Annotated in this window: 13 protein-coding genes and 2 pseudogenes; 6 read left to right on the top strand and 9 right to left on the bottom strand. The window is 32.5% G+C overall.

The window, feature by feature from the left end; all coding sequences use genetic code 11:
* Nucleotides 1–411: TraX family protein (locus AR337_RS23620; protein WP_216637374.1), on the bottom strand; the 411-nt coding region annotated here is incomplete at its 3' end.
* Nucleotides 412–489: 78 nt separating this feature from the next.
* Nucleotides 490–1,014, bottom strand: coding sequence for a hypothetical protein (locus AR337_RS10695; RefSeq protein ID WP_059171990.1), 525 nt, complete (start codon nucleotides 1,012–1,014; stop codon nucleotides 490–492).
* A gap of 358 nt (nucleotides 1,015–1,372) precedes the next feature.
* Between AR337_RS10695 and AR337_RS24050 the strand changes: the two genes are divergently transcribed.
* The 3 genes and pseudogenes from AR337_RS24050 (at nucleotide 1,373) to AR337_RS10685 (ending at nucleotide 2,667) form a co-directional block, all read left to right on the top strand.
* Nucleotides 1,373–1,492 carry a hypothetical protein gene (locus tag AR337_RS24050; protein ID WP_367576254.1) on the top strand — a complete coding sequence of 40 codons (120 nt, stop codon included), beginning with the start codon at nucleotides 1,373–1,375 and terminating at the stop codon, nucleotides 1,490–1,492.
* A 5-nt stretch (nucleotides 1,493–1,497) separates the two neighbouring features.
* Entirely contained in the window at nucleotides 1,498–1,842 is a 345-nt protein-coding gene (locus AR337_RS23135; RefSeq protein WP_156424367.1) for a hypothetical protein, read from the top strand.
* Between the two features lie 228 nt (nucleotides 1,843–2,070).
* Nucleotides 2,071–2,667, top strand: a pseudogene (locus tag AR337_RS10685) (IS3 family transposase).
* Nucleotides 2,668–3,113: 446 nt separating this feature from the next.
* Here AR337_RS10685 and AR337_RS10675 read toward each other — a convergent pair.
* The 4 genes from AR337_RS10675 to AR337_RS10660 form a co-directional block, all read right to left on the bottom strand.
* Complete coding sequence (locus AR337_RS10675; protein WP_059171988.1) at nucleotides 3,114–3,821, bottom strand: ABC transporter ATP-binding protein; 708 nt, start codon at nucleotides 3,819–3,821, stop codon at nucleotides 3,114–3,116.
* Nucleotides 3,822–3,825: 4 nt separating this feature from the next.
* Nucleotides 3,826–5,109, bottom strand: coding sequence for a hypothetical protein (locus AR337_RS10670; RefSeq protein WP_059171987.1), 1,284 nt, complete (start codon nucleotides 5,107–5,109; stop codon nucleotides 3,826–3,828).
* Nucleotides 5,106–5,942 carry a hypothetical protein gene (locus tag AR337_RS10665; RefSeq protein ID WP_059171986.1) on the bottom strand — a complete coding sequence of 279 codons (837 nt, stop codon included), beginning with the start codon at nucleotides 5,940–5,942 and terminating at the stop codon, nucleotides 5,106–5,108. The genes AR337_RS10670 and AR337_RS10665 overlap by 4 nt, the downstream gene beginning before the upstream one ends.
* A 161-nt stretch (nucleotides 5,943–6,103) precedes the next feature.
* The gene (locus AR337_RS10660) at nucleotides 6,104–6,526 is read right to left on the bottom strand and encodes a hypothetical protein (protein WP_059171985.1); all 423 of its coding nucleotides are present in this window, start codon (nucleotides 6,524–6,526) and stop codon (nucleotides 6,104–6,106) included.
* 189 nt (nucleotides 6,527–6,715) lie between these two features.
* Here AR337_RS10660 and AR337_RS23735 point away from each other — a divergent pair.
* A pseudogene (locus tag AR337_RS23735) lies at nucleotides 6,716–6,939 on the top strand (IS21 family transposase); the annotation flags it as partial.
* A gap of 1,238 nt (nucleotides 6,940–8,177) precedes the next feature.
* On the opposite strand, the gene AR337_RS10650 reads toward AR337_RS23735, so the two are convergent.
* The 3 genes from AR337_RS10650 to AR337_RS10635 form a co-directional block, all read right to left on the bottom strand.
* A complete protein-coding gene (locus tag AR337_RS10650) occupies nucleotides 8,178–8,498 on the bottom strand; it encodes a hypothetical protein (protein ID WP_059171983.1) in 321 nt (106 codons plus the stop codon).
* A gap of 1,617 nt (nucleotides 8,499–10,115) precedes the next feature.
* Nucleotides 10,116–11,750: a hypothetical protein gene (locus tag AR337_RS10640; RefSeq protein ID WP_156424366.1), complete on the bottom strand. Its 1,635-nt coding sequence runs from the start codon at nucleotides 11,748–11,750 to the stop codon at nucleotides 10,116–10,118.
* A gap of 190 nt (nucleotides 11,751–11,940) precedes the next feature.
* On the bottom strand, nucleotides 11,941–12,987 hold the full coding sequence (locus AR337_RS10635; protein ID WP_059171980.1) for a 3'-5' exonuclease: 1,047 nt from the start codon (nucleotides 12,985–12,987) through the stop codon (nucleotides 11,941–11,943).
* 116 nt (nucleotides 12,988–13,103) lie between these two features.
* Between AR337_RS10635 and AR337_RS10630 the strand changes: the two genes are divergently transcribed.
* A complete protein-coding gene (locus AR337_RS10630; RefSeq protein ID WP_059171979.1) occupies nucleotides 13,104–13,439 on the top strand; it encodes a hypothetical protein in 336 nt (111 codons plus the stop codon).
* On the top strand, nucleotides 13,429–14,010 hold a 582-nt coding region (locus tag AR337_RS23505), incomplete at its 3' end, for a HigA family addiction module antitoxin (RefSeq protein WP_082686926.1). The genes AR337_RS10630 and AR337_RS23505, both read left to right, overlap by 11 nt.

Below are 14,010 nucleotides of genomic sequence, written 5' to 3'. Positions count from 1 at the left end.
AACGAAGATTTCAGCAAGAAGTATACAAAGAAAGGTACTAACAATCTGCCAGATCATGAAGTAAATAAACGGTCTTGTTCCCTTCATTTCTGTTATATAGATTGTCAAACCTACTAGAAATAAGGTGGCAAAAAAATTGTTAGTTAACAATTCTGCGTTGATGTTTTCGCTATAGAAAATATTGATTGCTAGATTTAGAAAAGCCATTAGGACACCAGCTATATATAACCGAGCTAGGTATTTCATTTTGTTTCTAGTATGTGCATACCCCAACCCAACACAAAAAATAAATATTGGAGCTGAAATTCTACCTAACCATCTAAGCAGCTCAGGAGTGTTTGGGATAAATAGTCCTATATGGTCAATGAACATAGTCATTAAGCCAATTATTTTTAGTAATGTAGCTGTCATTAATAAAGTCTCCTGAGTTTTTTGAATGAAACGCTAAAAGCGTCAAATTTGCTGACACTTTTAGACCTGTATTATTGCTTAGTTTACATATCCGCTAAAATTACTTGGAGCTGAAAACTCTAAGTAGTACCTTCCTTTGGAATCTAAGCCAGTAGGATTTGCATACAATTGATAACCTGGTTCTATTGTATATGTCTTTACTACACCACCAAACCATCCATCAATATCTATAATTTTCACGGTAAGCTTAGCTGAAGAATGCGAGTTCCTAACATAAATGTTAACAGAACTCTTTCCTGTGAAATACTTATTAGTATATAAAGCGGAACCTTGAGCAGATCCAGAAAAATCCATTTGACCATCATTTACTAAGTGGTGAGCCTGAGTTGGGGTAGATGTGCCAAAGGGAGTAATAATATCGCTGTCATTCACAGTCGACACTGGTGATTTAGTAGATACGTTGATATCTGCATAAGAGACACTACTTAATTCTTCCTCACTCAATTTCTCGTAAACTTCTTCATTTGCAAAAGCACTGGTGCTTCCAAAAACTAAAAACATAAACAACGAGGAAAATAACGATATTCTTAAAAACTTTTTCAATACATACACTCCCTCTCCTATTTTATAGGTTAATAAAACAAAAAATTCCTCCAGAGGATTATTTTACCAACACTTGAATTCTACAATTTTTTACATTTTTAGTCAACCCTTATTAGATGCATTAATCGCTTTTGAACCGAATCCGATAGGATACAAGAAAGAAGTATAGGGTCTTCCTAAACCATTAGGAAACAAAAAAAGCACCCCAAGGTTTTGTACTGCACCCCAAAAGTTAGAGTGACATTTAACTTTTGAGGTGCATTTTTATGGTCAAATATAGTGAAGGCTTTAAGTTAAAGTTAGTTAAAGAGTATCAAGGTGGGAAATTGGGTTTAACCTTTTAGCTAAAAAGTATGGTATGAAGGACAGTACCGCAATTAAGAGATGGGTAAAATCATATGAGAAATTTGGTGAGGATGGATTAAATAGAAAAGGAAATAAAATAGCTATTCTGTTCAATTCAAGCTTGAAGTATTAAGCTTTATGAAGAGAACAGATTCTTCAGAAATGAAAACATCCCTTACATTTGGGTTAACCAATCCTTCTTTAATAGCCTCATGGAAGAAGGCTTTTCTTGAGGGTGGTACTGAAGCCCTGGATAGACCGAAAGGACGGCCATCCATGCCTGATAAAGCTAAGAACGAAAAAAATAAACATGCCGAAGAAAAAGAAATGACATATGAACAAAAATTAGAACGGGAAAACGAGCTTCTTCGTTTGGAGGTAGAATACTTAAAAAAGTTGCGAGCTTTTCAGATGGATCCGGAAGGCTATCTCGAAAAGCACAAGCAACGTTATCATTCGAACTCAAAGAAACCTTCAAACTAAAGGATGTTTTACTGATAGTTGGCATTCCTGAATCCTCGTATCATTATCATATAAAAGTGATTAAGAAAGATAATCCAGATCATCGGCTGGAGGAAGATATTCAATCCATTTTCGAAGAAAACAACAGAAATTATGGTTATTGACGTATCACATTAAATTTAAAAACTAGAGGGTCCAAAGTGAATCATAAAAAGGTTAAACGCATCATGGATAAGCTTGGAGTCAAATGTGAGAAGTTTAGTAGAAAATCACGAAAGTATAGTTCTTATAAAGGGAAAATTGGAACCATTGCCAAGAACCGTATTAATCGTCGGTTTTACACTAATATTTGTCATCAAAAATTCCACAGATATTACTGAATTCAAGTGTTCAAACAATGTAAAACTATATCTGAATCCAATTATGGACATGTTCAATGGTGAAATCCTCTCGTATGGGATCAGTATGCGTCCAACCTTAGATTTAGCGATCAAACCTCTAGAGGAAGCACTGGAAATTGCCAAAGACTCAAAGTTCAGAACTACTATACATTCTGATCAAGGGTGGCATTATCAACATAATAAATGGGTAAAAACGCTTAAGGGATATAGAGTTTTCCAGAGTATGTCTCGAAAGGGAAACTGTCTAGATAATTCGCCCATGGAGAACTTTTTTGGATTAATGAAACAGGAAATGTATTTTGGGGAAGCACTGTGCTCATATGAGGAATTAAAAAAGAGAATTGAAGACTATATCATTTAATATAATAACAAGCGTATAAAGCAAAAATTGGCAGACATGAGTCCGGTTAAATACCGTATCCATACCAGCCAATTAGCTGCTTAATATAAAACTCTAACTTTTTGGGGTCACCTCATTTGTGGTGCAGTCCTTCTACATGGCATTTTCCAAATAGTCAAATGAGTGACGGAAGTAATTGTCTACGTATCGGTATCGGAAGTGGGCAACCAATACGCCAGCTTCATTATCCGACATAACACTTGTTCTAATAATTCCTAGTTGGAACTCATTATTTAAGCAGGATAGAACTACTTTTAATTTTGCTTCATTATCGTAACCTCTTACCAGTAGAGTCCTTTTTTTCATCGTGTAAAAATTCCAATACTGACGAAATAGCCTTTTGTTCATCAGTCAAATTTTAACCCCCTTTTGTAATTATGCTTATACCTTAGAGGTACATTTTTCTTGCAACTATATTATTTTCAGAAGGCGTAACAAGATAAAAATTATGTTCTAAAAAACCACTTTCAAATAAAAAATCTTCTTTTGGACTAGCCCTTAGCATTACTTAGTGTTACTGTTGGCTCTGCCGGCTCCATGAACAATCCATCTTTTTTTAACACATAAACCTCATCACACTGGTCTGCAACCATTCCACTGTGCGTTGCTAATATTATTGTAATCCCTTCCGATTTCAAACTACGGAAACAACTTAATACTTTTAATGCTGTTTCATCGTCTAACGACCCGGTTGGTTCATCTGCCACAACCAATTTAGGATTATTTATTAGAGAACGAATAACGCCAACCCTTTGAATTTCTCCACCAGACAACATTTCTATCTTCTTAGAAAGAAGATGTTGAACCTCAAATAACTCACTTAACTCATTAATCCGATTAAGCTTTGAACTATTTATTGTCTTATCTTCTTTTTTAAACCATAAAGGCACACAAATATTTTCAAGAGCACTTAATTTAGGAATCATTGGACTGTACTGTGATATATAACCTATATTTTCCCCGCGAAATTTAGTTAAATTATTTAAGTTTTTATGACTCATGTTAATGTCATCAAAAAAATAACTACCTGCAGATGGTTTTTCTAACCCAGCAATAATGTTTAATAAAGTACTTTTTCCAACACCGCTTTTTCCTCTAATAGCTATGACATTTCCACTTGCACCTGTAAAATTAATATTTTCAAATACTATGGTTCCCTTAAATTCCTTTTTTACATTACTTAAGATTATGGTAGACACTTTATCACCCTTTTAATTTTTGAACCAATTCTATGTCATCAATAGTTTTTTTAACAAGTTTATTAGTCAATAGAAGCATAATGAAAATACTTATAGCCACAATAAGTAGATAGTTTACAAGCAAACTAGTATTATGGAACAGCCAAAGCAATATTATAGCTGGGATGCTGCTTCCGATTAAGTTAATTATAATAAATTCATACCTAGCAAATTTTTTAATATGTTTTAAATTAGCACCACTTATTAGCATTACTAAATATGTTTCTACATTTTTTTTGAATTTTGAAGATAATGTAAATATAAACATTGTAAGAGTAATAATAAAAAGAAAAAATGTAACAATATATAAAATATTCCTATTCATTTCTGTCATTTTCACTAAAGAAACTATAGCCAAATTATTAGCACCTATAATTTCAAAATCTGAAAATCCGGTGGTTAATGCAACTCCATCCAATAAATTCCTTATCTCTAAAGGGGATAATTCTGTAATTATTGTTCCATTGGACCTAGTTAGCAATAATAGTTTAATAAAAAAAGGATCAATAGAATTGTTTTTTATCATATTTGAGGGAGGTTCATTAAAATATATTGCAGGTATTATTATATACCTATCTAATAATACCTCGGGTTGATTAGCGGTTACGATTTTTTGAAATGGACTTAAAAAACCTATGACAGTTCCTTTGAATTCTTTTGAATAATAATCCATATCAATAGTATCACCTAGATGATAAATAGAAGAAAACTCTGATCCAAGAATAATAGGAATTCTGTTTGTATTCTTATTAAATATATATTCTTCATTAGTGAAATATCTTCCAGCTTCTAATTGAATATTATTTAAATCAAAAACAGTCTTATTTAATTGCATTGATTTAATATTTCTATAAGATTTTTTGTTCCATTTATACGGAGGCTGATTATGACCCATTTCATAGTAAGCCTCAAAAATTGAATCCCCTTTAAATTCGGAAACTCCTATAGGTTGCAATATTGAATTATAATACTCAAAGTCTTGGGACTTGTTTAGATTGTTCACAAAATTATTAAGAATATCATAATTATTTAATTCCGAAAAAAAATCCTTCTCTTTTTCTTCAAACAATTGATCAGCAATTATATATATATTTTTATCTTTAAATTTTTTTGTAGTACTTGTTTCAATACTTGAGGAATTAATGTTAACTGTTAAAATAAATAGAAGGAAAAATAGTATAGTTGAAGCGCATATATTAAATATATTTAGAAGTTTGTTTTGTTTAAAAAGAGTCCATATAACCTTCAAAATTTCTTACCACCTTTTCCTACCGTATATGATTTTACGGCTTTTAAACAGCATACCAATAAGTATGTGTAAAACCCAATAAACATATAGAATGAATAAAAAATCCACTCATTGGTCCATATTGGCAAAGTAAACTTTTGAATTAAAAAGGATATAAAAATTAGAAATAATGAGAGTGTTGCTATTGGTATTATTTTATACATGACTATGTATATAAATATCTTATACATTGAAAATCCAGATAGATATAATATTCTAATGAAAGACTTTTCCTTCGATATCCAAACTACTCCTGTAATCATGAATATTACAGTAATAAAAACTAAACTAATTTTTATTCCTGTATTTAAGAGTTTATTTGAAGTTAAATTATATGATCCGATGCTTTCCTTATTTATTACCTTGATTGAATTTTTATTAATTATTTTTTCTAATACTGAACGTTCATTATTATTCGGTGTATTTATTATAAAGCAAGTACCTCTGTTTAAATCAATACTAAAATGGCTAGGTATAAGCCATACTTCTGAGGTCAATTTATATGAATTAGGTGTGTTAAATTGGCCAATTAATTTGTATTCTGGAGGTACTTTTAAATTTACATTTACTCCCTTTATCGCTATATTTCCCTTAGAGTTTGAAATATCTAACTTATTGTTCATTTTTATGGGGGGCAGATTGATTTCCCCATTAAGCCAAACATACTTAACTTGTGGGAACAAAGGATTATATTGAAACAATATAAATTTTTCTTTCGTTTTAATTAATGGTTGATCTATTTTTTCCATATCAAACATAATTGAATTTTTATTTACAAATCCATTATTCAACATGTTTATAAAATCAATATAAGATAGGGAATAAAAAAGAGCTATACATACTAAATTAAGAAATATAATAAATCCATAGAATGACAAATCATATTTTTGACGAATATATCTCATCTTTTTCGAAATAAAGAGATAATCATATACGATTATCTCTTTTCCTCTCCTTAATATCCATAGCTTGTCTTAGCACTGACAAAACTTGCATCATTCCAGTCACTATGAGCTATACTATAACCAACCCCATATTGGCGACCACTATCATATTCCATATTTCCAAACCACGTTTCATAGTAGGCTCGTGTCCAATGTCTAGTACCAGGCCATGTAGTTTCTCCAATTACTCTTTGATATAAATTGTAACTTACTCCGTTATATTCCTTCCATGATCTATGTTCGGGTGCGTAACCACCACTACCTGGTTCTATTACCGGGTCAGACATTACCCCTACAGATGAAGACTTAAGGTTAGTAAAATATCCTGAATCTTCATTCCACCCTCCTAAAACTTCTGCAGATGCCGGGAATGACATTGTTCCAAACAGTCCACATGCAAGAATAAAACCTATTAACGCTCTCTTGTTTTCCACCTACTACCATCCCTTCCATATTTTTTTAACATTTCCATATATTAGAATACCATAATTTTGTAAAATTTCAACTACAAAATTCATATAGTGTTTAAACACCTAATATCGGAGTTAAAGCCGAAGTTAAAATTCCCGAATAAAATTCCCCATCTAAAATAGAACCATAGTTTATGAGAGGAGCTATGGTTTGTGAAGACTAGATGGGATTTTTTTATGTTCAAAGAAATGTACAAGAGAGGTATGGTTATTTCAGACATCGCAAGTGAGTTGAAGATCTATCGTAAAACAGTAAAGAAATACATAACTTCCGATGATATTCCGTCACCGAAAAAACGAAATCGAACAAGTAAGCTTGATAAGTTTAAGGGTAGATTGACAAGAGGATGTTGGAGGACCAGGTCTTTAACGCAGAATAAATCGTGTATGAATTAATAGCAAAAAGAATTTTGATGATGGGTTGTCTCAAGCTGATGTATTAGTAAGGCAACAATTGGCCACGCAAGTGATTTAACAAGCGAAGCAATAAACAAATGCATTATTGGTTTAACAATCCTAATTGAATATTACAATGGTAATGGAAATGCCCGGTAATAATATTACCAGGCATTTTTTATCTGTTGTGAATTTGTAGCTTTTTCAAGAAAAAGAAATGTTAATTACCAGAATTTTTTTCTAAATATTAGAGATGTTGTTATCGTATCGAACCTTATTATAAAAATAGATTTAGAAACCAAAAAAGGACGCTGCTCCATGATTTTGACGGTATTTATCCAATTACCAATTGGGAAGAAGTACGGAAATAGGACAAGTGAGCTAAGAGCTCGCTTCAGAACAAAAGGCCACGAGAGGATACCCTCTCGTGGCCTTTTGTCGATTCTCTGAGGCATTGGTAAATTTACCAATGCCTATCAATAATTTAGATAAACATTTAGCTAATAAAACGGTATTGTGGAAGCATTCTGGTTTACCACTTTCAGTTGTGATGCCTTTTCCCCATGCTCAACCGGATTTTAACCCACGGACAACGTGAAAATAACATTTTCAATTGATTCCAATCCGTAATCAATTGGCCCTCTTGTTCATTTACAAGACAATTATTTTAAAGATAGTAGTCAAAGATGATTTATCCATCCATTACTTCCCCCAATCTCTCATACTTTCTTAAGCATAAGATCATCGAAATCATCTTTTCAAACCCTTTTACTCCCTCTTCCGTTTTCGCTTCCCCCATCACTGCAACAAAGACACTTTGTTTCTTTTGTTCTATGATATCGATGAATTGAATTCCCAGAAAACTTAATAGTTTATTTAATTGGAGAAGTGGCGGAATATATCTCCCACTTTCAATTCTTTCGATAATTTGTTGGTTAATACCAGTAAGTACTTCAATCTCTTTTGAAGTTCGTTCTCCACGTTATTTTTTAACTAGGTCAGCTAAACGGCTTACTGATATTTTCTGTTTCATAAATTCACTCTCCTACAATGCTGGTATATTTTTTAAATTGTTACAAGAAGTTCAAAAAGTAAAGCTATTATAAAAATAATGTATCTTTTCATTAGTTACTAATTGCAATATTTCAAGTTTCTTTTCTTCGCTACACTTATAGGAAACACTAAAAAAAAGATTCCCGGTGTATAGCTTTCCAACACATTAAGGATAAATAGATATTATCCCGCTGAAATAACTTTTTAATAAAATCCAACGAGCAGGGTAGGAATAAATAAAATCCTCTACTACCTTTTTCGAATATATAATTAGATAATCCACTACTGTCCCTGACTGTTTTAAGTCGTAAAATAATGCATGTAAAATCGTATACTGAGTGTATACTTGGTAAGGATTTAACTTTATTGTTTCTATGTTTTCGTTTCTAATAAACCTTAATATTTCCTCCTCCTGTGTTCTTATACTGTCCTCCAAGGTTATTCCATCAAAACTTATTCTGGTATTAATAAAATAGATCCCTTTCAAGATTAATCCTCCACTTCTTAGAACTATTAACGTTATTGACCAATAAAGAGAAGTGAATACATTAATCTGAAAAGGATTTAAGCCACCATCTGGACATTCTTGAGAAATACAACCATCCAATGCATCATTGCTGTGTCAAGTAAAGTGAGCCCTCCGCATTTGCTGAAATATCCACTAGATTTTTTCCTTCCAGGGTAATAGCATATAGTTTCCTATGCCCTAGGCATCTTTAGATGATGTTTTGTTGAAAAACATAATCCCATTAATCTTATCCACCGGTACTACTTTGGCCACTCTTTTGTAGAAACCGTATGATACCTTTAAAGGTCACCGGTTGTTCAACACAATGGCCAACATAACGGGTTGAAGCGAAAAGTAAAGATACCGAATAACTTAAAAGAAGAAGGACCAGATAAAATAGCGTTAAAAACAGAATCATTTCCGGAATAAGATCGCTACTGTTCTCCTTCACGGCCTGATAGGCTACCTTTTTATTCGAGGCTCGTAAGGGAGAAAGGGCGTTATAGTGAAGAGGACACTTGAAGCATATACCAAAAGGCCAATATCACTTCCTGCAGAAAGCAAACGTCTTTCGTTCATGAAACGGACCTTTTGTTTTCTACGTCTACCCGTTTTTGTTCCAATTTGTTTCTCGAGAGAATGAAGTTTATTCCGACCAAGGCTGAAAGAGATATCGTCATCCCTGTAATATGAATCGTCGTTTTCTGACCCCCAAAAGTAGCCAAACACTTTTTCCTCCGAAGATACGCTTAGAATGTTGTTAAATTGGAATCATTGAATTACCTTTTATGAAAGACCCCTTCCCTTTATAAAAGGGCAGAGTTCCTCAAGTTTAATTGTAAAACACTGTAGGCAGCCTTGCTAACATTCCAATTTTCTTACTGCATCTCATAGTGGATTACACCGAAAAAGATATTTGGGAAGACCCAATCCTATGGACTTAATTACCAATAAAAAAAGACGAAGGTGAACCAATTAAATAATGGTTCACCTTTAAATGTAAAAATGTATAGTTGGTTGTGCTACTGACCGGGTTTCTTATATCAACTGTTTTACCAATTAAACTAGCTCCTCAGAAGCCACAAAGGTCAGCAACACGGAGGCACAAACAAATATTAACATTACAACCATCTCCTTAGTATCTCCCGAAAGAGAATTCCACGAATTTGTCATAGCAATTGACATGGCATTGGCGATAGAAACACCCACAATCCAGTATTGACTACTTAGGGCAATGTTTATTTGCCTGGTGAGGAGCACTGGGCTCGAACCAGTAACTTTGGCATACTAATTAAGCCTTTATATTATATAATATTATGGAAATTTATTCAATAAGCACTTAAGAGAGCGTGTCCGAATGGAGCATCTTATCTTCCCCGTTTTCCGAAAAGCGCAATACTCAACTGCTATAAGTGAGTGCACTTGTGCCATAGTTAGCACTAAAATTTATTGTTAAAAGTGGTTTGCAAGTTGTCATTGGTAGAAAATCCCCGCTTTACACCGAGCCTTTATGGCATGGATCCTCAGCCAAAAAATCACCAAAACTAGGGCAAATTGGGCCAACAAGTCCTCTAATGCCCTCCTCTCAATAAGTCTTCAGTTGATTAACTTTAACCACCTAAGTAGTAATTTTTCTTCCTCTAGTGACAGTTTTACCCCATTTTTATCATCGGAGTTGTTAAACTTAACTGAAGGATAATTACCTCTCGTAAAGGTGCTTCTAATGTCTAAAAGTTTTAGTTCCTGTTTAAAATCAAGTAACTCTTCTTTAGTGATACTATGTTTATGCAATAACGTTACTCTGATATTTTTTAGAGGTAAATGGTTATTAAAATCTATCCTCACATTTCTCCCATCTTTTTTAAACGTAACTTTTGTTCCATCTTCTAAAGTAATTCCTGCCACTTCTAAAAATTCTTCAATTAATTTTGTCTGTTTAATACGTTGAAGCTCATTATAAATATCTGTTAGATAGTCGTTTCTATTAATTTCAGATTTATGCTTAGACACCGAACTCTTGGAAGAATCTTGCTTAGTGGTCGATTGTTCAAATAAACTAATTTGAACATGCTTTTCATAAGGTTTCTCAACTAATTTTGGGGCATTCCAAATACAATTTCTAATTTCGTCAAAGTAATTATCGATTCTGAAAAATAAATCTTCATTCCGATACTTGAATAAGCTATCTGTAACTTCTCTATCTAATCCTGAAAACCCTACAAATGCACCTATAAAGGAATAGGCAATGTATTCATTTTGTATATCCTTTACATCAATAAACCGTTCTAGTTCCTCAAGGTTATTAAATTTAAGTAGGAACGCAAAGAAATTTTGAAGAACAGTTGATTTAATATCTTTTATATCAACCTCATAGCCTCTCAAACTGAACCGGCTATATATTAAATCAATATCCCTAGAATATCTCGAGTTGTCTCCTTCTAGCAACATTATTATCTGTACAACATTTTCAATAAGCATATCACTTTCATGTTTTTCTAAAGGGCCAACTTTTGGTTTTGGACTATTGATTAAATAGTTAACAATCCTTTCGTATAACTCAAATTCAAAGGAGTCATTTAACAAACCTTCGCGGAATTTCAATCCTATATTATACTTAAACTTGAATATATCTATTGAATTGAAAAAAGAATACCACTTATCTTTATTGTTTGTATAATGTATTTTAATTTGCTTTTTGGCTAATAACAAAATATCATTAATTACTTCGGCATCCTCTGTAAGGTCCTTACTCATATTTAAAATATCATTTAACCCATTTGCAATGTTTCGAAGTAACTCAACATTTTCGGCAGCACTATAATAAGAGGAAAAATGTTTTTTATAACAATATGCGTAAAATAGACCTTTTATATTATTAAGCAATTGATCCCTTAGAATTTCTAAAGAAATATCATAATGAGGTAAAGTTAAATTTGCTGGTTTTTTAATCTGAACAAGGTCACTAATTGTATGTAACGTTTTAAAACAGCTAGAATACTTAGTTATGGTCTTAGCTTCGATTACTAATTTTGATTTTTGAACTACTTTTTTCATTTCATCGTAGTTAAAAAATAATACATTTATATTGTTGAGATTGAAATAGAACGTTTTATTCAAAGCATAAATCTCTTCATTTACTTTATACAAAGGATATTGTTGCACATCTATTTCTAGTTCCAAAATGATCGGATACTCTTCATATTCGGATTCTCTTTTGTTTATTAGTTCCATATAAGGCATCCTGGTAAAAAAGAACAAATATGAATCATTGAAAGATAATTCAGTAGCAAAATTTCTTTTAGTACCAAATATCCTTTTTGAATAAAAAACCTTCGGAGATATAGACTCCGTGGAGAACATATCATTAAAATTCAAGGATGTTGTCGGGAAGTATAATTTCACCTTAGAATCCCTCTCCTTCTTATCTTTTTTGATAATCATAGTATTTCCGGTCTATATTTTTTATAAAAGGTGAAAGTACTTGTGAATACATTATTATCAACCTTTGGCTTGGCCTAGTAACTGCTACATAAAGCGCCTCCTGAAAATTGTACTTTGTTAAACCATGTTGACACATCGGTAGAAAAACATGCTCAAATTGCAGTCCCTTTGAGCTATGATATGTCATAACTTTTGGGCTATCAGTATAGAAATCTAAATCATTTACCCTCTTATTTTTACCTTCCTCATAGAACTTGTACTCCGCTCTAAAACCTATTGAATCAAAATAACGTTTAATAGTTTCAATATCTTCATTTGTTCCGACTAAAATCCCAACGTCACTTAGAGTTTCATTACGAACCACATTCACAATAAAATCTAATTGAGCTTTTGGATTTATAAAATTTATGATTAAGGGCTTTTCTCCGTCAATTTTTGTACACCGGTCAGCCAATGAATCATTATTTTTACTAATTTGTTGTGCGAACTCAGCAATTGGTTTTGGCAGCCTATAGTTTTTTTCCAAAATCTTATGATTTTCTTTCGAGATGTTACTTAAATTTATAATATCCTTTAAAGATATATTATTCGTTTTGGAAGCGTACAACTGTTGTGCATCATCGCCAAAAAAAACGAAGTGCTTTTTCGCCATTTTTATTAATTTATTGAGATCTTGTGCAGAAAAATCTTGAACTTCGTCTACTATTATATAATCGGCTGAGTCAAAACCGCTTTTGTCCAAAGCATGGAAATTACATACTCTGTCGGGGTCAAGCTCTAAACTGGTTACTCCGTCTTTAATAAATGATCTTAAGGTTAATGTATAAATTACTACCAGGTAACTTCCCAAAGAAAGATCTTGGATTTCCTTAGCTTTTTGGAGAGCTAAAATTGTTTTACCGCTTCCGGCACAACCTTCCACAAGGTAATTATCCATTTTCATCATCTTAATTTTATATTGATCATCGTCCAATTCTTCTTCCCTAACCATCCATCGCCTTGATACTAATTCCTCATTTATTACCATGTTAATTTCCCCCGTTAAAATTTTTAGGAATCAAATTGTAGACTTCAACATAATTTCATGATAGCATAAAATTAACCAAATTGGTTAATAATTTATTGTAACCAAGGAGAAAAATCGTGAATATACTATTTAAAAACGACAAGGAAAGAGAACTTTACCAAAATTTCAGTAAATTAAGGAAAATATATGGTGAAAAATTAGGGAAATTAATCACGAGAAGGATTCAGGAATTGGAGGCTTTTGATTCAGTCGGACAACTTCTGGATTCAAAAGTTGGTAAAGGGCACTTTCTTAAAGCTGAGTACAAAAACTGTATAGCTTTAAGGCTGACAAGCAATTACCGATTAATTATTGAACCTGTTTATGGTGAAGATACAGATTTTGCTCATTTAGATATTTACGGCCTTAAAATAGTTACAATATTAAAGGTGGAGGATTATCATGGTAACTAACGAAAAATTTAACCCAGGTGTGGCAATACCACCTGGAGAAACCCTCCAAGAAGTCATTGAAGAAAGGAATATGACCCAAAAGGAATTAGCAGAAAGACTTGGATTAACAGCTAAGCATGTTAATAAAATTATAAAAGGAACAGCAGCTATCTCCCCAGATACCTCTATTAAATTGGAGAATGTTTTAGGGATACCCGCGAGTTTTTGGAATAACCTTGAAATTAAGTATCAAGAGACTAAAGCACGTCTTGAATCCGTTTCACAAATAAAAGAAGAGGAAGAAATCATTAAATTAATTCCCTATTCTGAAATGGCAAAATTGGGGTGGGTTGAACAAACTAAAAATTCCGTTGAAAAAATTCTGAATTTAAGGAAATTCTTCGAAGTGGCATCATTAAAATCAATATCAACTATACAGCATGTAGCATTTAGGAAATCGTTAAATTATGAAGCTGATCATTATGCTCTTGCTGCATGGTTGACCCATGTAGAAAAACTCGCTAGAGAAATCGAAACAACTCCATTTAGAAAAAGAAATTTAGAAAAAAGTTTGCCCGACATTAGACAATTG

Source organism: Bacillus sp. FJAT-27445, from assembly GCF_001510665.1.
Lineage (GTDB): Bacteria > Bacillota > Bacilli > Bacillales > Cytobacillaceae > Bacillus_D.
The sequence above is the reverse complement of the archived record's forward strand: the minus strand, read 5'-3'. Positions and strand labels throughout refer to the sequence as shown.

Coding starts and splice junctions, on each gene's coding strand:
- AR337_RS24050 (WP_367576254.1), top strand. CDS start 1,373: ATGAAGGACAGTACCGCAATTAAGAGATGGGTAAAATCATATGAGAAA.
- AR337_RS23135 (WP_156424367.1), top strand. CDS start 1,498: ATGAAGAGAACAGATTCTTCAGAAATGAAAACATCCCTTACATTTGGG.
- AR337_RS10665 (WP_059171986.1), bottom strand. CDS start 5,942: ATGTTGAATAATGGATTTGTAAATAAAAATTCAATTATGTTTGATATG.
- AR337_RS10640 (WP_156424366.1), bottom strand. CDS start 11,750: ATGGAACTAATAAACAAAAGAGAATCCGAATATGAAGAGTATCCGATC.
- AR337_RS10635 (WP_059171980.1), bottom strand. CDS start 12,987: ATGGTAATAAATGAGGAATTAGTATCAAGGCGATGGATGGTTAGGGAA.